The following is a 25,060-nucleotide window of genomic DNA, read 5'->3' as shown; positions in this document are numbered from 1 at the left end:
GCAGGGTCGCGGGCGACGGTGGACGGACACAGTGGTGCCCCACTCCGCCGTCGCTCCGTGACGGTGATGTGGGGCACACGTTACGCCCAAGGTCCGACATCTTGTGCGGGGCGGGTCACAAAAACACCATCCCGGATCGCAGAGATCGGAACCGATAAGTTAATGGATCTATCCGGAGGCGTTCCCCGTCACGTTCCACGCGGCCAGATGCAGGGCCGGCGCGGCGTAACGGGACCGGCCCCACCGCTCCGGCAACAGCACCGTCGACGAGCCGATCCCCAGCACCCGGCCGGGGCCCAGCGCCTGCGGGTAGGACTGGGTGAAACGAAGATTGCTCACCGGCGCGGTGACCTCACCGTCCTCAACGAGCCAGACGCCGTTACGTGTCAGCCCGGTGATCACGAGGGTCTTCGGGTCGAGCACCCGCGTGTACCAAAGATCGGTCACCAGCAGGCCCCGGCGCATCCGGGCGACCAGCGGCCGGGCCGATCCGGCGATCTGCTCGGCGCCGCCGGCCGACGGATCGTGACCGGAAACGGGCGCCGCCTCCAGACGGACGTGCTTGGCGTGCGGCCCCCACGAGCGGGACACCGGCGAGGCGTGCCCGGTCGACTCGGCGCCCGCCCGCGCGGCCGAGGCGCGGTCATGGGTCACCGCCGTGGTCACCCCCTCGCGCACCAGCACCAGCGTGCGCCGGGGCGTGCCCTCGTCGTCGAACGGCAGGTCGGCGGCCGGGTCGTCGCGGCCGCCGAGCGGCTCGTCCACGATGGTCACCGACGGGTCGAACTGTCCCTTGCCCAGCTCGGCGAAGCTCTGCTGCTGGTGGTGTGCCCTGCCGTCGAAGCCGAAGACCGCGAGATTCTCCAGCAGGTCGGAGACCGCGTCCGGTTCGAGGACCACTTCGTACTCGCCCGGGGGCAGCTCGACCGGGTTGCGCGCGGCGCGGGCCTTGGCGGCGGCGCGGGCGCCGAGCACCGCACCGTCCAGGTCGGCGAGCCGGCCGGCGGCCAGCCGGGCCACCCCGTCCGCGCCGTCCGCGCGGGCGATGCCGTCCATCGCGGCCTCCGTCGTCCGGCCTTCGACGGCCTGCCCGGCGGTGTTGGCGAAGGCGGCCGCCACGGACAGCGTGCGGCAGTAGCCGGCCGTCTCCAGGCCGCCCGCCGCGTCGACGAAGTCGCGGACCCGGCCGGCGCGCTCGGCCGGGTCGGCCCGGGCGGTCGCCTCGTCGAAGCCGTAGGGGAACCCGGACCACTCGTCCGAGCCGGGATGGCCGGGCGACAACCGGAGTGCGGCCGGCGGGGCGAGACCCGGCCAGGACCGGTCGGCCGGGCTCACCCGGGCCGCCGCCAGGGTCCGCTCGACCAGGGTGCGCAGGCCGTCGGCGCTGGTCAGGGTGGTGGAGCCGCCGGCCGTCCGCCCGTCGGTGTGCAGGCGCAACCGAACCCCGGTGGAGGCCGAGGCCACGTTCTGATGGATCGCCGAGTTGGCGAACCGGGTCAGCGCCTCGGCCTCGTGCCGCACGTTGACCTCGGCCTCGCAGCCGCGCCCGGCCACGTCCCGGACCAGCTCGATCACCCGGGCGGCGAGCTCCAGCCCGCTCCCGGAGAACGGCTCGCTCATGCGCGCACCCCCACCCGGACGTTGGTGAACCGGGCCGGCGCCGCCGGATGCCCGGTGTGGCCGATCTGGCCGGGTTGTCCCTTGCCGCAGTTGGGTGTGCCCCAGGCGACGGTCTCGTGGGAGAGCATGTCCATCGACTGCCAGAACCGGGGACCGATCCCGGTGTAGGTCGGATTACGCAGCATCCGGCCCAGCCTCCCGTTCTTGATCTCGTAGCCGATCTCGCACCCGAACTGGAAATTCAGTCGGCGGTCGTCGATCGACCAGGAGCGGTTGACGTCCATGAACACGCCGTCGCCGGTGGCCGCGATGATCTCGTCGAGGGTGTGCGGGCCCGGCTCCAGCCCGACATTCGTCATCCGCACCATGGGCAGCCGGGACCAGCCGTCGGAACGGACGCTGCCCGCGTAGTCCAGCCCGGCGACCGCCGCCGAGTCCCGCCCGGCCAGCACACCCACCCAGACGCCGTCGCGAACCGCGTGCCGCTTGGCGGCCGGGGTGCCCTCGTCGTCGAAACCGAAACTGCCCAGGGCCCCGGGGAAGGTGGGATCGATCGTGATGTTCATCAGCTCGGAGCCGTAGCGCAGCGAGCCGAGCCGGCTCAGATCCAGCCAGCTGGTGCCGGCGAAGGCCGCCTCCCAGCCGAGGATCCGGTCGAGCTCGATGGCGTGACCCACCGACTCGTGGATCTGGAGGGCCAGCTGCTCGCCGCCGAGCACCAGGGTGGTCTCGCCGGACGGGCAGAGCGGAGCGGTCAGCAGCGCCCGCGCCTCCTCGGCCATCCGGGGGGCGTTGCCGACCAGGTCGAGCTCCTCCACCAGCTCCCACCCGCGGGTGCCGAACTGGCCGCGGTGCGACGGCCAGGACCGCCGCTGCACCTCGCCGTCACCGATCGCGATCGCCGTGACGCCCGCGCCGCACTCCCGGATGTGCTGGTCGATGCGGTGGCCCTCGCTGGAGGCGAACCACTTGCGGGTGTCCCAGATCGCGTAGTTGGCCTCGGCCACGTCGGCGCCCGCCGCCCGCGCCGCGGCGGTGGCCCGGACCAGCAGGTCACCCTTGTCGGACAGCGGGACGCCGAGCGGGTCGATCACGTAGTCGGCGGCCCAGCTCGCGGTGACCGGCCGAGCCGGCGTCAGCTCGGTGGCCGGCCCACGGACCAGGGCGCTGGCCGCGGCGATCCGGGCGGCCCGCTCGCCGGCCGCGCGGGCGGAGGGCCCGGACAGATCCGGGACGGCGTAGAACCCCCAGCTCGACCCGACCAGAGCACGGACGCCCAGGCCGGCGCTCTCGTCGAAGCTCAGATCCTCCACATCGCCGTCACGTGCCGACATGGCCTCGGTCCGCCGCACCATGACGCGTGCGTCGGCATAACGGGCGCCGGCGTCGAGCGCGGCCTGCACGGCCGCACCCGCCTCATCGAAGTGGCTCATGAACCCGACCCTATGCGCCGGGTGCGACAGTTTCAGTGGTCCAGCAGGAAGGCGCGCTCCTCGTCGAATCCGGCGTCCGGGACCGACCGGAAGCCCGGCAGGTCCGCGCCGACCAGCAGCACGTCCGGGGAGCCGCCGCGCAGGGCGTGCTGCGCCCAGAGCTCGGCCGAGTCGGCCCGGTCGCCCAGGTAGCGTTCGGCCACCGGGACCGGCACGTCGGCCCAGTCGGTGACCGGCTCCCGGGCCACCGCGCGGTGGAACACCTCGGGGCGGCGCAGCACGGCCATCGCGGCCAGCCAGCCGCCCAGCCCGTGCCCGCGCACCGAGACCCGGCTCAGGTCCAGGTCCGGGTGCTTGCCGTGCAGCGCGTGCAGACCGTCGGCCTGATCGGCGAGGATCACTTCGGCGAGCCGGCGGTGCACCGCCTTCTCGAAACTGGGCGCCACCCCCGGCGTACCCCGGGAATCGATGCTGACGACGGCGAAGCCGGAGTCGGCCCAGCGCCGGCGCTCCTGCCAGGCCGCGCGGTCCGCGACCACCTGCTGGTGCCCGGGCCCCTCGCCCAGGGTGACCAGGACCGGAAGCCGGGTCCCGGCGACGAAACCGGCGGGGTACAGCACGGCGGCCGGCAACCGCCGGTCGGTGACCCGCTCCAGAGCCGGATCCGGACGGTACGGCAGGTGCGGCCCCGGCGTGCGCAACGTCGCCACCCGCTGCTCCCCGCGCCACACCTGCGCGCCGACGACCAACACGTCCCCGCCCACGGTGACCCGGTCCGCGCCGCCCAGCACGGCCACCCGGCTCACCTCCGGACCGCCGCTGCCCAGCGACGTGCGTACCCGGAACACCTCCCGGACCGCCGGGTCACCGAGGCTGCCCTCGACGATCAGGTCCGGCGCCCCGGCCGCCCCACCGTCGTGCGGCAGTGTCCCGGCGACCCGCCGCACGTAGAGCCCCGGCGGGGTGAGCAGGCTGCCGTCGGCGAACAGGCAGCGGGCGTCGAAGCCGTCGTGGGCCAGTTCGCCGCCGACCAGCACCCGGCCGTCCGGCAGGTGGCGCGGGGTGCCGGGGATGGGTTCCACCCAGCGGGCGTCGGCCAGCTCCGCGTGCACCTGTGTCTCCCCGGTACGCGGGTCGATCGAGAGGATCAGCCCGTGCTGCTGCGTCCGGCGCAGCACGGTGATCAGCGGGCCGCCGCCGGACCAGCGCACCTGGGCCAGGTACGGGTACGTCTCCCGATCCCAGTGCACGTCCACCCACCCGAAGTCCAGGTCGAGCAGGTGCAGGCTGGCGGCACGGGCGCTGCGCACCGCCAGGATCTGGGTCCCGTCCGGCGACCACCACCAGCCCCGGTCCCGCCCGAACTCGGCCGACGCCGGGCCGGGCACACCCCAGGCGATGGTGCCGCCGTGCTCGCGCCACGCGTTGCCCGGCTCGCCGGCCAGCAGCCGGTCCCCCTCCGGGCCGGTGACGTGCAGCGACGCCGCGCCGGTGAGATCGGTGACGTACCCGATCCGCAGGCCCTGCGGATCGGGCCGGGCGTCGTGGGCGGGCCCGGCGGTCGGCACCGCGGCGACCGTGCCCTCGATCAGGTCGGCGCGGAACATCTCACCGTCACGCAGGATCACGGCGGTACGGGCGTCGCGATCCGCGGCGTACGAGCTGACCGGCCCCTCAGCGACCCGGCGTTCCGTCCCGGAGGCCACGTCCAGCAGCCACAACTCGGCGGATCGGAGGAACACGACTCGGGCGCCGTCGGCACCGACGGTCACGGCGTACGGGTACTCCACGTTCCCAGCATCGCCGATCAAGGGCGACTCGCGCCGGGCAAACCGCGGGCTGGTGAAGCGAGTTCGGCGCTGGTCGCGCGTACAGTATCCGCCGTGACTGACCTTCCAGCCCGCCGCCTGCTGCTGGTGCACGCCCATCCTGACGACGAGGTCATCGGCACCGGCGCGACCATGGCGCACTACGTCTCCGCCGGCGCCCACGTGACCCTGGTCACCTGCACCCTCGGTGAGGAGGGTGAGATCCACGTGCCGGAGCTGGCCCGGCTCGGCGCGGCGCACGCGGACCAGCTGGGCGGCTACCGCCTGGTCGAGTGGGAGCGTGCCTGCACCGCGCTCGGCGTCACCGACCACCGGATGCTCGGCGGTCCGGGACGGTACCGCGACTCCGGGATGATGGGCCTGCCGACGAACCGGCACCCCCGCGCGTTCTGGGGCGCCGACCTGGACGAGGCGGCCGCCCACCTGGTCGAGATCATGCGGGAGATCCGCCCGCAGGTCATGATCACCTACGACGAGAACGGCTTCTACGGCCACCCGGACCACATCCAGGCCCACCGGGTCGCGATGCGCGCCGCCGAGCTGGCCGGAGCGGACGGCCCGGAGAAGATCTACTGGACCGCCATGCCGCTGAGCGTGCTGATCGACGGCATGGAGGCGTTCCGGGGTTCGGAGAGCAACCCGTTCGCCGACGTGGAGAAGCCCGAGGACCTGCCGTTCGGCACGCCGGACGCGGAGATCGCGGCCCGTATCGACGGCACCGACCACTACGCCAAGAAGACCGCGGCGATGCGCGCCCACGCCACCCAGATCCCGGACAACTCCTGGCTGTACGGGATCGCCGGCGACTTCGGCGGCGAGTTCATGGGCGTGGAGTACTACACGCTGGTCAAGGGCGAGCGCGGCCCCGGCTCCGGGCCGTACGGCTGGGAGAACGACCTGTTCGCGGGCCTCGACACATGATCCCTTCCGCGACCCGGGCGGCCGGCGTCACCGTGGCGGTCGTCGCCACGGTGGTCACCGCGTTCCTGGAGATACAGCTCAGCGCGCTTCGGGTGGGTGCGGTCGGCTCGCTGCTGGCCGGCGACTCGCCGTACGAGGGGAGCGGCTTCCCGCTGCCCCTGGCCGTCCCGGTGGCGATCGGGGCCAACCTGGCGCTCGCCTGGTTCGCCCTCACCACGGTCGGCCGCTGGGCGGTGGCCCTGCCGTGGGCGCTGTGGACGCTGGTCATGCTGGCCGCCTCGGGCGTCCGCACGGCCGGCGGCGACTACCTGGTCGGCGGGACGAACTGGGTCTTCCTCGTGACGATGGTGGCCGGCAGCCTGACGTTCGCCATGTTCTCGTACCGGTTGATCCTGAAACCACCGCCCGTGCCGGCGGCGACTGACAGCGGACTCTCAGGCACCCTCTAGGAATCACCGTGTGCCATCCGCGAAGATGTCCGGCGGAACATTCACACGGTCGATTCCCTGGAGGACGAGATGAGGCAGCAGCGCTGGTTCAGGATCACGGCGCTGGCGCTCGGCCTGTTCGCGATCAACGCGGTGGCCCGGCTGGTGATCCGGTTCGCGTTCGACGGCGACGACTCCGCTCAGGGCGCCGCCACGATCGTCATGTTCACGGTGATCGCGCTGGTCCTCGCGGTTCTCACGTTCGCCCGCTCGCAGCGGGAGAGGCCGTCCGGCTGGCTGCCGGACGTGGCCTTCGGCGCGCTCGGCGGCATGCTCCTGACCGTCCTGGTGGGACCGTTCCTCAGCGGCCACGGCCCGTTCGCCGACGGCGCCGGCGACTTCTTCGCCCAGATCTGGATCTACGGCGCCTGCGCCATCGCCGGGACCCTGCTGGGCTACTGGACCGCCGTCATGCTGGGCCGTGACTACCGCTCCCGCGCCCTGAAGGCCTTCACCGAAGCCCGCAAGAGCCGCCCCCGCCGGGTCGTCGGCCGCTGAACCGGCGCTTCCCGGTCAGACCGGGGCCTCCCGGGTCAGATAGGTGTGATGGGTGCTGAACCCGAGCCGCCCGTAGAGCGCCACGGCCGCCGTGTTCCGCTCCTCCACCTGGAGATACGCGCGGGTCGCGCCACGCTGCGCGGCCCACTGCGCGAGCCCGCGCATCACGTGCCGCCCCAGCCCCTGCCGGCGGGCGGCCGGCGCGGTCTGCAGCAGCGACACGCCGAGCCAGCGATCCGGGCCGGTCACCGCACCCCGGGCCACCGCGACCAGGTCACCCTCCGCGTCGCGGATCTGAGCGAAAACCCGTTCCGGTACGCCGTTCAGAATGCGGATCGCGGCCGCCGGCAGAGTGCCCTTGTGCTCGGCGACCATCGCGTACCAGTCGTCGCCGGCCGCGTCGGCCAGCTCCACCGGCGGCAGCCCGGCTGCGGCCGGCGTGGCGAGCAGCGGCGCCAGCGGCGCGGTCTGCACCAGCGTCAGCGGGCGGCTCGTCCAGCCGCGCTCGTCGAGCGCCGAGTTCACCGGCGCGGCGAGCGGCATCGGCGCGTTGATCAGGGGCTGCTGGCCGTGGTCCCGATACCACTTCACCACCGCGTCGATGGCCGCCTCCAGCGGGCGGTCCGGGTCGCCGACCGGGAGCGCCGAGTTGGCCCGGCCGGTCCAGTTGTCCGCGGCCCGCAGGATCCAGCCGCCCAGCCGGGACCGGACCGGAGCGGGCCACGCCTCGTCGGCGGCCGTCTCCAGGGCGATCACCGCGGCCGCGTGCGGGCGGCGCGCCGGTGGCACCCGCTTGGCCCGGTGCACCTCGCGCAGCGGAACCCGGAGCGTGCCCCGGTCCGTCGCCAGTGTGAGATCGGTCTCGGTGAGGTCGACGAGTTCACCGAGCGCATCCGTGAAGAGCGTGCGGTCCCCGGTTACGCCTACAATTCGCCGTACCACCACCCGGTGTCCCACATCCTGCTGTCGGAGCACGCATCACCTCCTTCGGCAGGAATACTAGGCTCTGCAATTTGTCGTCGGCGGTTCCGCGGCGTGGCTGTGAAGGGAAAGACCAGTGACCTACATCATCGCTGAGCCCTGCCTCGATGTTCTCGACAAGGCATGCATCGAGGAGTGCCCGGTCGACTGCATCTACGAGGGCAACCGGATGCTCTACATCCACCCCGATGAGTGCGTCGACTGCGGGGCCTGCGAGCCGGTCTGCCCGGTCGAGGCGATCTTCTACGAAGACGACGTCCCGGAGCAGTGGAAGGACTACACGAACGCGAACTACGAGTTCTTCGAGGACCTCGGTTCGCCCGGTGGCGCCTCCAAGGTCGGCAAGATCGAGAAGGACGCGACGTTCGTGGCCGCCCAGCCGCCGCGCGGGGACGCACACTGAGCGCCCTCTCGTCGGCTCTGCCGGACTTCCCCTGGGACCTGCTGGAGCCGGCCAAGACCCTCGCCGCCGCCCACCCGGACGGCATCGTGGACCTGTCGGTCGGCACCCCCGTCGACCCGGTTCCGGCGGTCGTCCAGGAGGCGCTGTCCGCCACCTCGGACTCGCCCGGCTACCCGCTGACCGCGGGCACGCCGGCGTTGCGCGCCGCCATCGGGGGCTGGCTGGCCCGCGCGTGCGGCACGTCCGGTGAGCCCGGTGTGCTGCCCACGATCGGTTCCAAGGAGCTGGTCGCCTGGCTGCCCACCCTGCTCGGGGTCCGCCCCGGCGACGTGGTGGTCATCCCGAGCGTCTGCTACCCGACGTACGAGGTGGGCGCCCGGCTGGCCGGCGCCGAGGTGATCCGGTCCGACTCGCTCACCGCGGTCGGCCCCGACCGGCGCGTCAAGCTGATCTGGATCAACTCGCCGTCCAACCCGACCGGTCGGGTGCTCCCCACCGAGCACCTGCGCAAGGTGGTCGACTGGGCGCGCGAGCGCGGCGTCACCGTGGTCAGCGACGAGTGCTACCTGTCGCTGGGCTGGGAGACCACCCCGGTCTCGGTGCTCGCCGACGAGGTGACCGGCGGCGACCACACCGGTGTTCTGGCCGTGCACTCGCTCTCCAAGCGCTCCAACCTGGCCGGCTACCGCGCCGGGTTCGTCGGCGGCGACCCGGCGCTGGTCGCCGAGCTGCTCGCGGTGCGCAAGCACGCCGGCATGATCGTCCCGGCGCCGGTGCAGGCGGCCATGATCGCGGCGCTGACCGACGAGACGCACGTCGCCGACCAGCGGGCCCGCTACGCGGCCCGCCGCGACACCCTGCGGGCCGCCCTCACCAAGGCCGGCTTCGAGATCAGCCACTCGGAGGCGGGCCTCTACCTGTGGGCGACCCGCGACGAGGACTGCTGGGCGACCGTGGACCGGCTCGCCCGGCGCGGCATCCTCGCCGCGCCCGGCGCCTTCTACGGTCCGGCGGCCGCACGCCACGTACGGATCGCCATGACCGCGACCGACGAGCGGGTGGCGGCCGCGGCCGACCGCCTCGCGGAGCCGTTCACCGACTGAGAGGGGCGCCCGCCGTGGAGAAGACGATCGTCACCGTCCACGGCGAGGCGCGCCGTGAGGTCCCCCCGGAGCAGGCCGTCTTCACCGTGACGGTCTCCGCGGTGGACCGGGACAAGGCCGCCCTGGTCGCCCGCATCAACCAGCGGGCGACCGAGGTGACGGCCCTCCTGGACCGGTACGCCCAGGCCGTCGAGCGCCGGGAGACCACCGGCCTGCAGATGCATCCGGAGTACAACCGGCGCGGCCGGCGCGCCGAGGCGTACCAGGGATCGATCGCCACGACCGTGACCGTCACCGACTTCGAGCCCCTCGGCGAGCTGCTCTACCTCCTCGCCGGCGAGGAGCTGATCTCCCTTTCCGGCCCCTGGTGGCAGCTGCGGCCCGGCAGCCGGGCCGGCGCCGACGTGCGCCGGGAGGCGGTCACCGACGCCCTGACCCGCGCCCGGGAGTACGCCGCGGCCGTCGGCTCCGAGCTGGACCGGATCGTCGAGATCGCCGACGCCGACGCGGCCGGCGGGCACCCGATGATGCGGGCCGCCGGCTTCGTGGGCGGTGCCGCCGAGGACACCGGCGGCTTCGACCTGTCGCCCGAGCAGCAGACCGTCGAGGCGCGGGTGCTGCTGCGGGTCACCATCACCGAGCCCACCCTGCCGCCGGCCTGATCCCTTCCCTAAGGACGTACCGCCTGCGCGCGCACCGGCACGGTGAAGGTGGCCCCACGGCAGGCCGCCGGAGCGTCCGCCCGCATGACCAGCGCCCCGGTCACCGGGAACGCCCCGATCGTGTTCCGCGGCACCTCCCACGACACCGCGAAACTCTGCCGGGTGACCTCCACCGGGGGATCGACGCAGCCCGCCTCCCGGTGCGCGTAGTCGGCCCGCACCGGGCCCACCCCGGCCGTGATCGAGGTGATGTGCACCGGAACCGCGTACTGATTGGTCACCGTGACGGTCAGATCCCCGGTCTCACCCGGCAGCAGCGGCCGGCTGTTGTCCGAGGACCCGGTCAGCGCGATCTCCACACTCGTCGCGGCCGGCGGCAGCGGCTCGGTGTCCGGCCCCCGGAACCGCCAGTACGCCCACGCCGCCCCGGCGTTGGCGAGCACCGCCGCGACCGCCGCCGCGCTGAGGATGGCGCGGGCCCGCCGGTCGAACCGGCGCCGTGGCCCCGGCTGCCGCACCTCCCAGGTGGGTTCCTCATGATCGGCCGCGTCCAGCTCCAGGTGAACACGCTCGGGAAAGCCGGACAGGACGTCGCGCCGATTCACGAAACAACCTCGGTGGCGGCAGCCGCGTGAGAATCGCTCAGGTCGGACATGCGGCTCGTCCTCCTCGAAGGCCGGTGGGAATGATGCCGGGTTCGGCGCTCATACAACGTTCCCCGATAGAGATGTCCGATGTGATCGGTTTTCCGTCCGCCCTTCTGGCGCATAAATCGGACAGGTCTGCCCATCCGGTTTACCCCAGCGGGGTGAGGAAATCGGCCCGCGCCACTCCCCGGAAACCCCGCCACCGGCCGCCGTCGAACGATCGGTCCAGCCCCGGCGCGCGTCATCCGAGCCCGGGACCCACTACGGCTTCGTACCGCCCTGTCCCGGGTTCGGCGCGTGCGGCTTCGCGCCATCCGATCCGGCCTTTCCCGACGGCGACGGCTCCGCGGACGGCGACGCCGTAGCCTCCGTCGCCGTCCCGGACGGGCTCGCGGTCGGTTCCACGGCGCCGCCGGATTCGGTCCTGCCGGTCCCGGTCTCTTCTACCTGTCCGGTCCCGGTCGACGCGGACGGCGTCGGCGATCCCACCGCGAGACCGGCGGCGCCCGGAACAGCCGGCCGGATGACCAGGTCACTGATCGGGCTGGCCGGCCCGGTCCAGTGGTCCCCGGCGGTCGCGGCCACCGTGTAGGTCACCGCCCGCCCCACCACGGCCTTGTCATCGATGCACGTCAGCTTGGTGGCCGGACCCCGGCACACCGCAAGCCGGTCGTCACCGTCATGCCGGAACACCACATACCCGCCGACCGCCTGCCCCGACCCGAACCCGACCGCCTCCCAGCTCACCCTCGGCACCCCGCCGGCCAGTTTCGCCACCGGCTTCGTCGCCACCGGCAGCGTGTCCCCGGTGGCGATCATCTGTCCGGAGGTGGTGCCGACGGACCAGTCCGCCCATGCGCTGAGCCCGCCGCCCACCGCGATCGCCCCCAGCGCTCCGGACGCGACGATCAGTGCCGCGGTTCGCCGCTTCATCGCTTCACCCTCGTCGCGGTGGCGGTGATCGTCAGGCGGAATGTCACGCTCTGGCACGTGTCGGCTGCCGTGTTCGGCATCATGATCTCGAACTCCCCAGCACTTCGGCGTCCGTGTGCCGGCACGGTCAGCGGTAGCCATCCACGGTGTGGGCCGACCCGCAGGTTGGTCGCCACCGGCTTGCAGCGCCGCGCCGACGCCGAGGCCGGTCGCGCCTCGATCGAGCGCACGCTGATGGGGAACGGGAACGGATTCGCCACGGTCACCCGGGTCCGCGCGACGGCGCCCGGATGAAGGTTCCGCATCGGGGAACCGTCGACGGTGAACGCGTAGGTCCCGACCGGTGTGAACTCGGTTCCGGACCCATACGAACCGGCCGTGGCCCAGACGCAGGCCACGGCCGTTCCGCAGGCCACCCACCGTTTGACCGTCAGGGCGCGATGGAAATCAAACATCATCGTTCACTCCGCTGGCGGTCAGCGGCACGGTGAAGGTGGCGCCCTGGCAAGCGTTGTCGGCGTCATTCGTCATCCGGATGGCCTCCGAGATCACGAATCCGCGGCTGGCCCCGGCCGGTACCCGCCACGAGACGCCGAAGCCCTGCTGGGTCAGCGAGACACCGGAGCGAAGGCAACCGGCGTCGCGATGTTCCTGGTCCACCTGGGTGGGGCCGTTGCCCGGGCGGATCGCGGTGACGCGGATGGGGAAGATGTTGTCATTGCGGACCGTGACGCTGAGGTCGGTGATCACTCCTGGATGGAGCGGAGCCCTCGGGTCGGGCCGCGCGCTGAGTTTCAGATCGACGACGGTTGCCGCGCTGACGGATCCGGTGCCGGATCCGCCGAGACTCCACGCCCATGCCGCCCCACCGGCCGCCACCAGTGCGGTGGTGGCGACCACCGCGAGAACGGATCGGGTTCGCAGGCCCCAAGTGCGCACGTTGCCACTTCCTGTCTGTCGAAGGGAGAACGCGAAACGGGAGGACCTCCCTCCGGAGGCCCTCCCGCGGTGGGCTCAGCTGTTGTTGCCGTTGCCGTTGCCGTTGCCGTTGCCACCCTCATGGCCGACGGTCTGCGCGTCGACCGCGACGGTGAAGGTGAACTTCGCGCCGATGCACTCGTTCGGCGCGTTGTTCTTCAGCTTCAGCGACTTCGCGTAGGTGATGTCCTTCGTGCCATTGGTGTCGCCCGTCTTCGCCGGGACGGTCACGTCCTCGACCGGTGCGGGCAGCTCTCCGGTGAGGATCTGGACGTGGTTGCCCGAGCAACCCTGCGTGGTGGTGGTGACGTTGGTGAAGGTCACGCCGGTCACCTCGACCGGGAAGGCGTTCGGGTTGCTGACCTTGAACTTGACGTCGGCCGTGGTTCCGGGAACGAGCGGGGTGGAGGAGACCTCCGACACGCTGAGGGTGTTGACGGTGCTCGCCGTGGCCGAAGCGGAGCCGGAGCCCTTGAGCGTCCAGGCGTACGCGGCGCCCGCTCCGCCGACGACCACGATGCCGGCGGTGATGATGGCTGCGGAGCGCTTGGTGTACTTGGGCATGGGGAGGTTCCTCCTGGAACGGGGTAGGCGAGTGCCACACCCGAACGGAGTCGTGAGCGACCGTTTCGGGGTGCACGTCGTTAATCGGATGTCACCGGGGCCCACGGGGCCGCTCGGCGCTGCGACAAAGATGACTGACCCGTCCCGACCCGACGATCGTCCGTACCGTCCCCCTGTTGCGTGCGAGACGGCGGCGGACGCGATCCGTCCCGGTTACCCCGCAGGCGTGACGGCGTTCACCGCACCGGCCACTGCGGACCGTCATGGAGATCCACGTGACCCGCATCCACCTGGGGCGATGGTGGTGGGCAGGCGTTCGGGCCGGACGCAATGCCGAGCTCGGTTCGGATCGTCCGGCGGCACCGTACGACCCCGGATCGAAGCTTGAAACGTGAAGTTTCGGGGCCGATTCCACACACTGTCCGGGAAGGAATCTCCCGGCCGGAACCCGAACGGGTCACCCAACGCGCAGTGCCGTTCCCCTGAAAGAGGCTTGCGACCTATGCCTCTGTCGGCCGCTCGGCCCGGACCAGGAACCGGTGCGCACGCACCACGAATTCGCCCCGCGACCGGATGTGCGCGGACAACCGCGCGAGCTCCCGTTCGTACCGATGGGGGGTGAAGTCGCGGATCTGCCAGGGCACCGTGCGCAGATGATGGACCACCGCGACGATGTCCCGGAAGGTGAGGAGCGGATGCTCCTCCCGGACCTCGGTGACCCGCAGCCCGGCCGACTGGAGCGCGGCCACCGCGACCTCGGCGTCCCACCGCCGCGGATGCGGGGGCGGGGCGCCGAGGGCGACGTTGAGATCGGCCAGGTCGGAGCTGCCCACCTGCTGGGTGAGCAGCACGCCGCCGGGCTTGAGCAGCCGGGCGATGTCGGCCGCGGGCAGCCGTCCGTGCCGGCTCAGGACGAGGTCGAACTCGTTCTCCTCGGACGGCAGCTCGGTCTGCACCTCGACCCCGAACGGGGTGAGCCGCTCGCGGGCGGCCGGAGTGTTGCGCGCCCACGTCTCCACCGCGACGGTGTGCGGCGGCAGCGGGGCCAGCTCGGCGAGCAGCTCACCGCCGCCGGTGTCGAGGTCGAGGACGCTCGTCGCGCGGCGCATCAACGGCCGGACCAGTTCGAGGTACGACCAGGACGGCTCCGACGCCACGGCCAGGCCGTCCAGCCAGGCGAACTCCCACCCGGTCATGGAGGCGCCGGTGGTCGCGGCGTTGAGCTCTTCCTCCTGCCGGTTGCTGCGCACGGACAGAAAGTATCCGCAGAGCCTGGTGAACAGCGACTCGATCCCACGGCCTTTCCAGGACCGGTGCCGGACTGTGGCTGAACGGTTACCAGAGTCAGTGGCGGACCGGCATCAGGAGCGAGAAGCGGGATTCACTGGTCAGCCCCCGAAGCGCCAGGGGACGGACCGGGCCGTCCAGCTCCAGCACCAGCTGCCCGGCCTCGCCCGCGTCCAGCGCCTCGAGCAGGAACTCCCGGTTCACCGCGACGTGCGCCTCGGTGTCGGCGGCCCACTCGTCGGCGCCGGCGAACCGCACACCGCCGGACGGGTCGACGGTGAGGACCGAGACCGGGTACGCCCGGCCCTCGTGCTCGCGGTCGATCACCGGAGCGCCGTCGAGCAGGCCGCGCAGCTCGGCCACGTCGACGGTGACCCGGCGGCTCTCCGGGCCGGCCGCGATCAGCCGCCGCCAGTCCGGGAACTCCAGGTCGAGCGGTTTGCCCTCGACGGTCCGGTCACCGGCGCGCGCGGTCACCCGGTCGGCGGTCAGGTCCAGTGTGACCTCACCGCCGCCGAGGCCGCGCAGGTCCCGGGCCAGGTCGAGGGGGAGGAACAGCCGGGCGGCCGAGCCCTCCACGACGGCCCGGGTGGTGGCCACGGCGATCCGGTAGCGGTCGGTGGCGACCAGCGTGAGGTCGCCGTCGCCGGTCTCGGCGAGCACGCCGGCCGGCATCGGGTCGGTGGCGCCCACCGCTGCGAACAGCACGGCGTCGAGTGCCGCGGTCAGGTCGGTGGCGGACAGGGTGATGCGGGTCATCAGGTTCTCCTCCAGATCGAGCAGGGTGTGCAGGCGGAGAAGCTCACGTCTGGCGTCGGCGAGACTGGCCTCCAGGCGGGCCAGGTGATCGTCCAGCCTCACCCGTACCGAAGCGGGGTCGTCGAGGTCTCGCACCGCCTCCGCGATCTCGGCGACGGGCATGCCCACCCGCCGCAGGCCGGCGATGAGCCGGGCGGCCCGGATCTGCTCCGCGGTGTACCGGCGATAGCCGGTGACCGGGTCCACCGCGGCCGGGACCAGCACGCCCGCGCCGTCGTAGAACCGCAGCGCGCTGACGCTCAGCCCGCTCGCCCGCGCCGCCTCGCCGATGCCTCGCATGTCGCTCTCCACGTCCCTGAACCCTGGTGTCTCGACCTGGTGGAGAGTCAAGCTTGCATGATCAGCGTGATGCCGAGGGCGGCCATGACCAGCGCGATCGAGCCGTCGAGCACCCGCCACGAGCCGGGCCGGGCGAGCACCGGGGCCAGCCGGCGCGCGCCCAGGCCGAGGCCGACGAACCAGGCCAGGCTGGCGGCGGACGCGCCCAGCCCGAACAGCCACCGGTGCGGATGCTGCTGCGCCACCGAACCGAGCAGCAGCACGGTGTCCAGGTAGACGTGCGGGTTGAGATAGGTCAGGGCGAGGCAGGTGAGCAGGGTGGCGCGCAGCGTCGCCGGCGCCTTCCCGGCCGGATCGAGGACCTCCGGGCGCATCGCGCGGCGCGCCGCGAGCACCGCGTAGCCGAGCAGGAACGCGGCCCCGGCCCAGCGGATCGCCGCGATCAGCTCGGGGCGCGCGGTCAGGACCGCGCCGAGCCCGGCGATACCCGCGGAGATCAGCGCGAGGTCGGAGAGGGCACAGGTCAACACCACCGGGAGTACGTGTTCCCGGCGCAGCCCTTGGCGCAGGACGAACGCGTTCTGGGCGCCGATCGCGATGATCAGCACAGCGGAAGCGACAAAACCGGCGAAAGCGGAGGCGAGCATGCCTCGACGCTAGTCACCACCTACGGGCGTCTCCAGCTAATCATTTTGAGGATGGATTAGATTTCCTAACGTGGATCAGGTGCAGTTGGCGACCTTCCTGGCGGTCGTCGAGCAGGGCAGTTTCGAGGCGGCGGCGAGAGTGCTGCACGTCACGCCGTCCGCGGTCAGCCAGCGGATCAAGGCGCTGGAGCAGTCCGTCGGCCAGGTGCTGGTGCGCCGCGCCAAACCGTGCACGGCGACCACCTCCGGCGAGGCGCTGGTCCGGTTCGCCGGCCAGGTGGCGCTGCTCGAACGGGAGGCGCTGGACCAGGCCCGCGGCGACACCCGGCTGTCCGTGGTGGTCAACGCCGACTCGCTGGACAGCTGGTTCCTCCCGGTGCTCCAGCAGGTGCCCGGCGTGCTCTTCGAACTACACACCGACGACCAGGACCACACCGCCGACCTGCTGCGCAGCGGCACCGCGATGGCCGCCGTGACCGCCGACCACCAGCCGGTCCAGGGCTGCCGGGTGGAGCGGCTGGGCGTCATGCGGTACCTCGCGGTGGCCGCGCCCGGCCTGGACATCACCGACCTGAACCAGACGCCACTGCTCGCCTTCAACCGCAAGGACCGGATCCAGCACCGCTTCCTGACCGCCCGCTACGACCCGCCGGTCCACTACGTCCCGGCCACCGCGAGCTTCAACCACGCCCTGCTGCTCGGCCTGGGCTGGGGCATGCTCTACGAGCAGGAGGCCCGGCCGCATCTCGACGCCGGCCGCCTCGTCGAGATCCGGCCCGGCCGGCACCTCGACGTCCCGCTCTACTGGCAGTGCTGGCGGCTCTCCTCGAAAGCCCTGGACACACTGACGGCCGCCGTTCGCACGGCGGCCGCCCAAGCGCTGATCAGGGACTAGTCGTTGGCGTGCAGCGCCGAGTTCAGCTCGATGCCGGTGCCCTTGCGCGGACGGGCCTCCAGCGCGCCGGAGACCGAGTTGCGCCAGAACAGGAGATTGTCCACACCGGACAGCTCGAGGGCCTTCACCACCCGGCCGTCGGGCAGCGTGACCTTGGAAGCGGCGGTGATGTAGACACCCGCCTCCACCACGCAGTCGTCGCCCAGCGAGATGCCGACACCCGCGTTCGCGCCCAGCAGGCTGCGCTCGCCGATCCGCACCTTCTCCTTGCCGCCGCCGGAGAGCGTGCCCATGATCGACGAGCCGCCCCCGATGTCCGAGCCGTCGCCGACCACCACGCCCTGCACGATCCGGCCCTCGACCATCGAGGTGCCGAGCGTGCCCGCGTTGAAGTTGACGAATCCCTCCTGCATGATCGTCGTCCCGGAGGCCAGGTGGGCGCCGAGGCGCACCCGGTCGGAGTCGGCGATCCGCACACCCGAGGGCACCACGTAGTCGGTCATCCGGGGGAACTTGTCCACCCCGAAGACGGTCAGCTGACGGCCGGCGGCGCGCTCCAGGAGACGCAGCTCGTCCACCCGCTCCGGCGGGCACGGGCCGGCCGACGTCCAGGCGACGTTGGCCAGCTTGCCGAAGATGCCGTCGAGGTTCAGCTCGTTGGGCCGGACCAGCCGGTGCGACAGCAGGTGCAGTCGCAGGTACGCGTCGGAGGCGTCGGCGATCGGGTCGGCCAGCGACTTGACCACCACCCGCACCTCGACGGTGCTCAGTCCGGGCAGCAGCTTCGGGCCGGTCAGCCCGGCCGGCAGCACCGGCACGTCGGCCGGCTCCTCGCCGAGACCCAGGCGCCCGGCCGGGAACCAGGTGTCCAGAACCTGTCCCTCGGCGGTGACGGTGGCGAGGCCGATGCCCCAGGCGGGCGAAGTCGAGATCGCGGTTTCCACGAGCGAAACCCTACCGGACCCTCGATGAGTCATCGGGAGCGTCGCGTCACCCCGGTATGGTGCGCACATGGCCAACCCGCTCACCCCGGACGTGCTGGTCGACCCGGTCGTGCTGACCCGCGCACTGGTCGACGTCGAGTCCGTGTCCCGCGACGAGAAGGTGATCGCCGACTGCGTGGAGGACGCCCTTCGCAGGGCCGGGCACCTGTCCGTGCGCCGGGTGGGCAACACCGTGATGGCCCGGACCAAACTGGGCCGCGACCAGCGGGTCATCCTCGCCGGGCACCTCGACACCGTGCCGATCGACGGCAACCTGCCGTCCACCGTCGTCGACGACCTGATCTACGGCTGCGGCGCCTCCGACATGAAAGGCGGCGTCGCCCTCGCCCTGCACCTCGCCGTCACCCTGCCCGATCCCCGGTACGACGTCACCTACCTGTTCTACGAGTCCGAGGAGATCGAGTCCGAGCACAACGGGCTCAACCTGGTCGCCGCGGCGCACCCCAAGTGGCTCCAGGCCGACTTCGCGGTGCTGCTCGAACCGACGTACGGGGCGGTGGAGGCCGGATGCCAGGGCACGGTCTCGGCGCAGGTCAGCCTGCGGGGCCGGCGCGCGCACACGGCACGGGCGTGGCGCGGGGTCAACGCCATCCACGCGGCCGGTGAGGTGCTGCGGCGGCTGGAGGCGTACCACCCGCGGACCGTGACCATCGACGGCTGCACCTACCGGGAGGGCCTCAACGCGGTGCGGATCTTCGGGGGTGTGGCCGGCAACGTCGTACCGGACGAGTGCGGCGTCGAGGTCAACCTGCGGTTCGCCCCGGACCGTACCGAGAAGCAGGCCCACGAGCACCTGCGTGAGGTCTTCGACGGGTTCCAGCTGGAGATCACCGACTCGGCGCCCGGCGCCCGGCCCGGACTCGACGCCGCCCCGGCACGCGAATTCCTCGCCGCCGTCGGCATCGAACCGGCCGCCAAACTCGGCTGGACCGACGTGGCCCGGTTCGCGGCCCTCGGCATCCCGGCCCTCAACTACGGTCCCGGCGATCCGGCGCTGGCCCACGCGCCGGACGAGCACGTCGAGATCGGCAAGATCCGTGACGGGGCGGCCACCCTCTACCGGTGGCTCGCCGGTTAGTACTCCACGGTCACCCGGCCCACCGCACGCTGCGGTGGCGGGATCTCCATCGTCGCCTCCGGGTCGACGGCCGGCTCGGCGTCGCGCGCCGCGAAAGCCGCCCGCCGCTCCTCCAGCACCAGGCGGATCCGGCGCTGCATCCTGAGGCGCTCGTGTCGGTTCGTCATGGTGACTGCCCCTTCGCCGGGAGCCCGGTGATGCCAGGTCGGTAACAGTACAGACGCGTCAGAGTCACTGTCGGTTGCTTCAATCTGGCAAAAAGGTCTGCGAGTCGCAATCCTCTTGCCGAAACGCACCCGGTTATTCACCGGGTGCTGACCGTCCGCACTACCTTTGTGGCATGACGGACAGCACCAACGGGCGACCGCGACCGGCCCCCGAACGGCATCGCGGAGCCGTCACACTGCGCCGCGACTCCATTCCGCCGAGCACCGCCGATCAGAAACTCCTCGACTCCCCGCACCGCGGCGAATGGAAGACCAAGGACGCCTGGCGGGCGCTGCGGATCCTCTCCGAATTCGTCGAGGGCTTCGACACCCTGGCCGACCTGCCGCCCGCGGTGAGCGTCTTCGGCTCGGCCCGGAGCACCGCCGACAGCTACGAGTGCGAGCTCGCCGAGAACCTCGGCGCGGCACTGGCCGAAGCGGGGTACGCGGTCATCACCGGCGGCGGGCCGGGCGTCATGGAGGCGGCCAACCGGGGCGCCACCGAAGCCGGCGGCATGTCCGTGGGGCTCGGCATCGAGCTGCCCTTCGAACAGGGCCTCAACGACTGGGTCGACGTCGGCATCGACTTCCGCTACTTCTTCGTCCGCAAGACCATGTTCGTCAAGTACGCGCAGGCCTTCGTGGTCCTGCCCGGCGGCTTCGGCACCCTGGACGAGCTGTTCGAGGCGATCACCCTGGTCCAGACGAAGAAGGTCACCCGGTTCCCGGTGATCCTGATGGGCGCCGACTACTGGGGCGGGCTTCTCGACTGGATGAAGACCCGGATGCTCGGCGAGGGCAAGATATCCACCATGGATCTCGACCTCATCCACCTCACCGACGACGTCGCCGAGGCCGTCCGGATCATCATCGACGCCGAGGCCGTCCTCGCCGAGACGAACGAACCCCGCTGACGTGGCGAACATCTGCGTCTTCTGCGCCTCCTCCAACACCCTCGAACAACGCCGGCTCGACCTCGCCGCCGAGACCGGCCGGACCCTCGCCGAACGCGGGCACACCCTCGTCTCCGGCGGCGGCTCGGTCGGCATGATGGGCGCCGTGGGCGACGGCGCCCGGGCCGCCGGCGGGCACACCCTCGGCATCATCGCGCAGTGCCTCGTCGACCTGGAGGTCGCCGACCACGACTCCGACGAACTCCTCGTCACCGGGGACATGGGCACCCGCAAAACCCTCATGATCGACCGGTCGGACGCGTTCCTCACGCTGCCCGGCGGGCTCGGCACCCTCGACGAGCTGTTCGAGGTCTGGACCACCGCCACCCTCGACGTGCACCGCAAGCCGATCGTGCTGCTCGACCCGGACGGGTTCTACGACGGGCTGACCCGGTGGCTCGGTGGGCTCGTCGACCAGAAGTTCGTCCGGCCGGCCGCCATGGAGCTGCTGCTCGTCGCGCGTACCGTCACGGAGGCCGTCGACCTGATCGAGAACGCGCTGGCCGGGCCGCGGGACGCGCCCTCCGGCACGGCCTCCGGGACGGCCAGCCCCGCCGAAGGCACCTGACCCCGGGATCCCTTCGGGCGTGAATCCGGGCCGTTGCGCTTCCCGCCCCGGAATAACGTCGTACCGGCGTGCTCTCATAGATGCCGTGAGCACGCCGGTATCCCTCCCCCCGGTGCGCCGGCCCACCTACCGTCTGGTCCGGCGTCCCCGCCCGGTCGCGGTCGCGCTGCCCGCCGACCCGGTGCAGCGCGGTGTCATCCAGCACACCGCCGGGCCGCTCCTGGTCGTCGGCGGCCCCGGCACGGGCAAGACGTCGATGCTCGTCGAGTCGGTGGCCGCCCGCATCGCCGAGGGCGCCGACCCGGAGCGCATCCTGGTGCTCACCTTCGGCCGCCGCGCGTCGGCCGCGCTGCGCGACCGCATCGAGGCACGGATCGCCGACCAGCCCGGCCGCATCGTTCACGAGCCGCTCGTGAGGACCTTCCACGCGTACGCGTTCGGCCTGCTCCGCCGGGCCGCCGCCGAACGCGGCGAACCGTCTCCACGCCTGCTCACCGGCCCGGAACAGGACCTGATCATCCGGGAGCTGCTGGCCGCCGTCGCCGACCCCGAGGCCACCGGCGACATCGGCTGGCCCGAAGCCCTCCGCCCGGCGCTGCCCACCCGCGCCTTCGCCCAGCAGCTGCGCGACCTCATGCAGCGCGCCGCCGAGCGCGGCGTCGGCCCCGTCGAGCTGGCCCGCCTCGGCGAGCGCCTCGGCCGCGACGACTGGCCCGCCGCCGCCCGCTTCCTCCGGGAGTATGTGGCGGTCCTCGCCCTGCGCGACGTCACCACCCGGGGCTCGGCGGCGTACGATCCGGCCGAACTGGTCCGCGCCGCCGCCGGCCTCCTCGCCGACGAGCCCGACCTCCTCGAGGCCGAGCGCCGCCGCCTGGCGTTCGTCTACGTCGACGAGCTGGCCGAGACCGACCCGGCCCAGATCGAGCTGCTCAACCTGGTCGCCGGCGGCGGCAAGCCACTGGTCGCCTTCGCCGACCCGGACTCGTCCGTCTACGGCTTCCGGGGCGCCGACCCCAGCGTCGTCGGCACCTTCCCGGCCACCTTCCGCGCCGCCTCCGGCACCCCGGCCGAGACGATCGTCCTGCACACCAACTACCGGGCCGCCGCGCCCCTGCTCAACGCGACCGGCCGGGTCGCCCGCCGCATGCGCGGCCCGATCGGGCACCGGCCCATGCACCCACCCGCCCCGACCGCCCCCACACCCGCCGACTCGCCGTCCGCCGGCTCCCCATCTGCGGGGTCTCCGGCCACGGAGTCTTCGGCCGCCGGTTCTTCGGCCGCGGTGGGTGATTCGTCTTCTCCTGGATCGGCTTCGACGTCGGGCGCGGGGAGCGAAGGGGAGTGGGGGCCGCGGCCGGAGGCGGTGGTGCGGACGTTCCGGTCCACCGCCGCGGAGACGGCGTACATCGCTCACGCCCTGCGGGAAGCCCATCTGCTGCACGGGGTGCCCTGGTCGCGGATGGCGGTACTGATGCGATCGACGATGCTGCAACAGCCGTCGGTGCAGCGGGCGCTGGCCGCGGCCGGGGTGCCGACCGTCATCCACGCCGAGGACCTGCCGTTGCACCTGCAACCGGCGGTGGCGCCGTTCCTGCTGCTCCTGCGCTGTGCGGTGGATCCGGCGGCCCTCGACGAGGAGGCGGCCGTCGCTCTGCTGCACTCGCCGCTCGGCGGGGCCGACCCGCTGGCCGAGCGCCGGTTGCGCCAGGGGCTGCGGGCGCTGGCGGTGGCCGCCGGTGACCGGCGGCCCTCGGGTGAGCTCCTGGTCGACGCGATCCGCGACCCGGCCGGGCTGGATCTGGTCGAGCGGCGCTGGGCCCGCCCGGCGCAGACCATCGCCCGCCTGATCGCGGTGGCCCGGGAGGCGGCCGCGGCCCCCGGTGTCTCCGCCGAGCAGGTGCTCTGGACGGTGTGGCGGGAGAGCGGGCTGCACGACCGGTGGTTCGCGATGAGCACCGGCAACGTCCCCATGCCCGACCAGCGTGACTCCGGCCGCGCCCGGCAGTGGCGCTCCGAGGCAGCCGATCGGGACCTGGACGCCATGGTGGTCCTCTTCGACGCGGCCGCCCGGTTCGTGGACCGGCTGCCCGGCGCCGGGGTCTCGGTCTTCCTCGACCACGTTCTCGGCCAGGAGCTGCCCGCCGACTCGATCGCCCCGAGCGCCGACCGTGGCGAGGCCGTCCGGCTCCTCACCGCGCATGCGGCGAAGGGCCTCGAATGGGACGTCGTGATCCTCGCTGGTGTACAGGAGGGCATCTGGCCCGACCTGCGCCTGCGCGGCAGCCTGCTCGGCTCGGAACGCCTCGTCGACGTGCTCGCCGGCCGTCCCGCCTCCGGCCCGGCCGCGGTGATCGCCGAGACGTCGGCCCTGCTCGACGAGGAGCGGCGGCTCTTCTACGTGGCGGTCACGAGAGCCCGCCGCCGCCTGGTCGTCACCGCCGTCTCGTCGGCGAGTGTGGGCGGTTCCATCGGTGAGGAACAGCCGAGCCGCTTCCTCGCCGAACTCGCCACCCCGATCCGCCGCCTCGGCGGCGGCGATCCACCAGCCGATCCGGACCCCTGGGACATCGGCCCGCCTCAACCCCCGTCGGGTCCGTCCGGCCCGTCCGGCTCGCCGGGTCCGTCCGGCTTGCCGGGTCCGTCCGGCCCTCCTCAACCGGCGTCCAGCGCGTCGAGCTCGTCGGGCTTGCCGGGCCTGCCCGGCCCTCCTCGATCGCCGTCCAGCGCGTCGAGTTCGTCGGGCTTGTCGGGACTGTCCGGCCCTACTCAACTGCCGTCCGCTGCGTCGAGCCTGTCGGGTCCGTCCGGCCCTCCTGAACCCCCTTCCGGCACGTCCAGTCCGGACGATTTGCCCGGTAAGGAGGATTTTTCCGATCCGGATGGTTCCACTGATTCAGATTCTTCCCCCGGTTCCTCCGATTCAGGTGGTCCGTCGAACCCTGGCGACCGCACCAGGCCGATAGGAAGGAATGCCACACGGCCTGCCGCGGGAGACGAGGCCGGCGAGGACACCGAGCCGGCGGCAGATGTTGCCGGTGAGGCCGGCGATGTCGCCCGTGAGGTGGGCGGCGTTGCGCGTGAGCACGCGGCGAGCGGCGGCTCCATCGGTGGAGTGGTAGGGGTGGACGCTGAGCCGGCGGGCGGCGATGAGCGCGGCGATCCCGTCGGTGGAGTGGTGGGGGTGGACGCTGAGCCGGCGGGCGGCGATGAGCGCGGCGATCCCGTCGGTGGAGCGGAAGGGGAGGACGCCGAGGCCGAGATCCCGATGGGCCGCCCACCGCGGGCACTGACCCTGGCCTCGCTGGTGGCCGAGCTTCGTACCGTCGTGGTGGGCAGCGCTGAGACGCCGAGCCGGCGGCGCGCCGCGGCGGCCGAGCTGGCCCGGCTGGCGGCGGCGGGGGTGCCGGGAGCGCATCCGGACGAGTGGTGGGGGCTGCGGCCGCTCTCCGACGACCGGCCGCTCGTCGACGAGGGCGAGGCGGTCAAGGTGACGCCGTCGTCGATGGAGAGCGCGTTGCGGTGCAGCCTGCGCTGGCTGTTGGAGCGGCACGGCGGCGCGGCCCCGGCCGGGCCCGCGCAGGGCATCGGCAACCTGGTGCACGCCGCGGCGATGCTGGCCGAGGACGCGAACGCGGACCGGGAGAAGCTGGTCGAGTACGTGTCGGCCCGGTTCGATTCGATCGAGCTGGCCGCACAGTGGCTGGCCGGTTCGGAGCAGGAGCGGGCCCAGGCGATGGTCGACAAGCTGCTGCGCTGGCTGGCGGTCAACCCGCGGCGGCTGCTGGCGATCGAGCACGAGTTCACGGTCCGGTTGGAGGACGAGCGCCGGCCGATCCAGTTGACCGGCCGGGTGGACCGGCTCGAGGTGGACGAGGAGGGCCGGCTCGTCGTCATCGACTTGAAGACGGGGAAGACCACCGCCGTCTCGTCCGCCGACGTGGCCGAGAATCCGCAGCTCGGCGGCTACCAGGCGGCGATCGCGGCGGGGGCTTTCGCGGATTACGGGTCGGAGAGCGGCGGTGCGGCGCTGGTGCAGCTCGGGCCCGGTAAGGACGCCCGCGAGCAGCTTCAGGTGCCGATCACCGAGGCCGCCGACCCGCAGTGGGCGTACGCGATGGTCCGCCGCACCGCCGAGACGATGGCCGCCGCCACCTTCTCCGCGGTGGCGAACAGCCGCTGCCGGGTGTGCCCGGTCCGCACCAGCTGCCCGATCTCCGGCAAGGGCCGCCAGGTCGTCGAGCCGACCCCGGAAGATTCCTGACCG

The 25,060-nt window shown here is 72.5% G+C and carries 25 protein-coding genes; 12 read left to right on the top strand and 13 right to left on the bottom strand.

All coding sequences use genetic code 11. The annotated features are described in order from the left end of the window. Positions 1-168: 168 nt before the first annotated feature. The 3 genes from J5X75_RS23000 to J5X75_RS22990 are packed head-to-tail and all read right to left on the bottom strand — an operon-like array spanning position 169 to position 4,843. Positions 169-1,620, bottom strand: a complete 1,452-nt coding sequence (locus tag J5X75_RS23000; protein WP_208469561.1) for a TldD/PmbA family protein — start codon at positions 1,618-1,620, stop codon at positions 169-171. Continuing rightward, on the bottom strand, positions 1,617-3,053 hold the full coding sequence (locus J5X75_RS22995; protein ID WP_208469560.1) for a TldD/PmbA family protein: 1,437 nt from the start codon (positions 3,051-3,053) through the stop codon (positions 1,617-1,619). The genes J5X75_RS23000 and J5X75_RS22995 overlap by 4 nt, the downstream gene beginning before the upstream one ends. Positions 3,054-3,085: 32 nt before the next feature. Next, on the bottom strand, positions 3,086-4,843 hold the full coding sequence (locus tag J5X75_RS22990) for an alpha/beta hydrolase family protein (protein ID WP_307798214.1): 1,758 nt from the start codon (positions 4,841-4,843) through the stop codon (positions 3,086-3,088). A gap of 93 nt (positions 4,844-4,936) precedes the next feature. On the opposite strand from J5X75_RS22990, the gene mshB reads away from it, so the two are divergent. From mshB to J5X75_RS22975, 3 genes are all read left to right on the top strand, one after another. Beyond that, on the top strand, positions 4,937-5,803 hold the full coding sequence (gene mshB, locus J5X75_RS22985) for an N-acetyl-1-D-myo-inositol-2-amino-2-deoxy-alpha-D-glucopyranoside deacetylase (RefSeq protein ID WP_307798213.1): 867 nt from the start codon (positions 4,937-4,939) through the stop codon (positions 5,801-5,803). Continuing rightward, positions 5,800-6,252, top strand: coding sequence for a hypothetical protein (locus tag J5X75_RS22980; RefSeq protein ID WP_208469558.1), 453 nt, complete (start codon positions 5,800-5,802; stop codon positions 6,250-6,252). Before mshB ends, J5X75_RS22980 begins: the two co-directional genes overlap by 4 nt. Positions 6,253-6,321: 69 nt before the next feature. Further along, positions 6,322-6,789: a hypothetical protein gene (locus tag J5X75_RS22975; RefSeq protein WP_208469557.1), complete on the top strand. Its 468-nt coding sequence runs from the start codon at positions 6,322-6,324 to the stop codon at positions 6,787-6,789. A gap of 15 nt (positions 6,790-6,804) precedes the next feature. Here the strand turns inward: J5X75_RS22975 and J5X75_RS22970 are convergent, their stop codons facing one another. Beyond that, positions 6,805-7,764, bottom strand: a complete 960-nt coding sequence (locus tag J5X75_RS22970) for a GNAT family N-acetyltransferase (protein ID WP_208469556.1) — start codon at positions 7,762-7,764, stop codon at positions 6,805-6,807. A gap of 82 nt (positions 7,765-7,846) precedes the next feature. Between J5X75_RS22970 and fdxA the strand changes: the two genes are divergently transcribed. The 3 genes from fdxA to J5X75_RS22960 are packed head-to-tail and all read left to right on the top strand — an operon-like array spanning position 7,847 to position 9,938. Then, complete coding sequence (gene fdxA / locus J5X75_RS44535; protein WP_220142767.1) at positions 7,847-8,173, top strand: ferredoxin; 327 nt, start codon at positions 7,847-7,849, stop codon at positions 8,171-8,173. Then, positions 8,170-9,276 carry a succinyldiaminopimelate transaminase gene (gene dapC / locus J5X75_RS22965; protein ID WP_238488957.1) on the top strand — a complete coding sequence of 369 codons (1,107 nt, stop codon included), beginning with the start codon at positions 8,170-8,172 and terminating at the stop codon, positions 9,274-9,276. The genes fdxA and dapC overlap by 4 nt, the downstream gene beginning before the upstream one ends. A 14-nt stretch (positions 9,277-9,290) precedes the next feature. Beyond that, on the top strand, positions 9,291-9,938 hold the full coding sequence (locus J5X75_RS22960; RefSeq protein ID WP_208469554.1) for an SIMPL domain-containing protein: 648 nt from the start codon (positions 9,291-9,293) through the stop codon (positions 9,936-9,938). Between the two features lie 8 nt (positions 9,939-9,946). Here the strand turns inward: J5X75_RS22960 and J5X75_RS22955 are convergent, their stop codons facing one another. Next, positions 9,947-10,543, bottom strand: a complete 597-nt coding sequence (locus J5X75_RS22955; RefSeq protein WP_307798212.1) for a hypothetical protein — start codon at positions 10,541-10,543, stop codon at positions 9,947-9,949. A 303-nt stretch (positions 10,544-10,846) separates the two neighbouring features. Continuing rightward, complete coding sequence (locus tag J5X75_RS22950) at positions 10,847-11,518, bottom strand: hypothetical protein (RefSeq protein ID WP_208469553.1); 672 nt, start codon at positions 11,516-11,518, stop codon at positions 10,847-10,849. A gap of 18 nt (positions 11,519-11,536) precedes the next feature. Between J5X75_RS22950 and J5X75_RS22945 the strand changes: the two genes are divergently transcribed. Next, entirely contained in the window at positions 11,537-11,812 is a 276-nt protein-coding gene (locus J5X75_RS22945; RefSeq protein ID WP_208469552.1) for a hypothetical protein, read from the top strand. Between the two features lie 153 nt (positions 11,813-11,965). Here J5X75_RS22945 and J5X75_RS22940 read toward each other — a convergent pair whose 3' ends face one another. The 5 genes from J5X75_RS22940 to J5X75_RS22920 all read right to left on the bottom strand — a co-directional run bounded on the left by J5X75_RS22940 (position 11,966) and on the right by J5X75_RS22920 (position 16,092). Then, the gene (locus J5X75_RS22940) at positions 11,966-12,268 is read right to left on the bottom strand and encodes a hypothetical protein (protein WP_208469551.1); all 303 of its coding nucleotides are present in this window, start codon (positions 12,266-12,268) and stop codon (positions 11,966-11,968) included. A 264-nt stretch (positions 12,269-12,532) separates the two neighbouring features. Continuing rightward, positions 12,533-13,060, bottom strand: coding sequence for a hypothetical protein (locus tag J5X75_RS22935; protein ID WP_208469550.1), 528 nt, complete (start codon positions 13,058-13,060; stop codon positions 12,533-12,535). 500 nt (positions 13,061-13,560) lie between these two features. After that, on the bottom strand, positions 13,561-14,310 hold the full coding sequence (locus J5X75_RS22930; RefSeq protein WP_307798211.1) for a class I SAM-dependent methyltransferase: 750 nt from the start codon (positions 14,308-14,310) through the stop codon (positions 13,561-13,563). Positions 14,311-14,404: 94 nt separating this feature from the next. After that, a complete protein-coding gene (locus J5X75_RS22925) occupies positions 14,405-15,445 on the bottom strand; it encodes a DNA polymerase III subunit beta family protein (protein ID WP_208469549.1) in 1,041 nt (346 codons plus the stop codon). Between the two features lie 47 nt (positions 15,446-15,492). After that, the gene (locus J5X75_RS22920) at positions 15,493-16,092 is read right to left on the bottom strand and encodes a LysE/ArgO family amino acid transporter (protein WP_208469548.1); all 600 of its coding nucleotides are present in this window, start codon (positions 16,090-16,092) and stop codon (positions 15,493-15,495) included. A gap of 70 nt (positions 16,093-16,162) precedes the next feature. On the opposite strand from J5X75_RS22920, the gene J5X75_RS22915 reads away from it, so the two are divergent. Further along, positions 16,163-16,987, top strand: coding sequence for a LysR family transcriptional regulator ArgP (locus tag J5X75_RS22915; RefSeq protein WP_208469547.1), 825 nt, complete (start codon positions 16,163-16,165; stop codon positions 16,985-16,987). Here the strand turns inward: J5X75_RS22915 and dapD are convergent. After that, entirely contained in the window at positions 16,984-17,964 is a 981-nt protein-coding gene (gene dapD, locus J5X75_RS22910; protein WP_208469546.1) for a 2,3,4,5-tetrahydropyridine-2,6-dicarboxylate N-succinyltransferase, read from the bottom strand. The genes J5X75_RS22915 and dapD overlap by 4 nt on opposite strands. A 34-nt stretch (positions 17,965-17,998) precedes the next feature. Here dapD and dapE point away from each other — a divergent pair, with 34 nt between their 5' ends. Continuing rightward, the gene (gene dapE / locus J5X75_RS22905) at positions 17,999-19,069 is read left to right on the top strand and encodes a succinyl-diaminopimelate desuccinylase (RefSeq protein WP_208469545.1); all 1,071 of its coding nucleotides are present in this window, start codon (positions 17,999-18,001) and stop codon (positions 19,067-19,069) included. Here the strand turns inward: dapE and J5X75_RS22900 are convergent. Further along, positions 19,066-19,236, bottom strand: a complete 171-nt coding sequence (locus J5X75_RS22900; RefSeq protein WP_183222737.1) for a hypothetical protein — start codon at positions 19,234-19,236, stop codon at positions 19,066-19,068. The genes dapE and J5X75_RS22900 overlap by 4 nt on opposite strands. A 173-nt stretch (positions 19,237-19,409) precedes the next feature. Here J5X75_RS22900 and J5X75_RS22895 point away from each other — a divergent pair, with 173 nt between their 5' ends. The 3 genes from J5X75_RS22895 to J5X75_RS22885 all read left to right on the top strand — a co-directional run bounded on the left by J5X75_RS22895 (position 19,410) and on the right by J5X75_RS22885 (position 25,057). Continuing rightward, entirely contained in the window at positions 19,410-20,189 is a 780-nt protein-coding gene (locus J5X75_RS22895; protein ID WP_208469544.1) for an LOG family protein, read from the top strand. 1 nt (position 20,190) lies between these two features. Further along, the gene (locus tag J5X75_RS22890) at positions 20,191-20,796 is read left to right on the top strand and encodes an LOG family protein (RefSeq protein ID WP_208469543.1); all 606 of its coding nucleotides are present in this window, start codon (positions 20,191-20,193) and stop codon (positions 20,794-20,796) included. Positions 20,797-20,929: 133 nt separating this feature from the next. Further along, a complete protein-coding gene (locus J5X75_RS22885) occupies positions 20,930-25,057 on the top strand; it encodes an ATP-dependent helicase (RefSeq protein WP_238488951.1) in 4,128 nt (1,375 codons plus the stop codon). Positions 25,058-25,060 lie beyond the last annotated feature (3 nt).

It is taken from the genome of Actinoplanes flavus (assembly GCF_017592555.1).
Classification (GTDB): Bacteria; Actinomycetota; Actinomycetes; order Mycobacteriales; family Micromonosporaceae; genus Actinoplanes; species Actinoplanes flavus.
The sequence above is the reverse complement of the archived record's forward strand: the minus strand, read 5'-3'. Positions and strand labels throughout refer to the sequence as shown.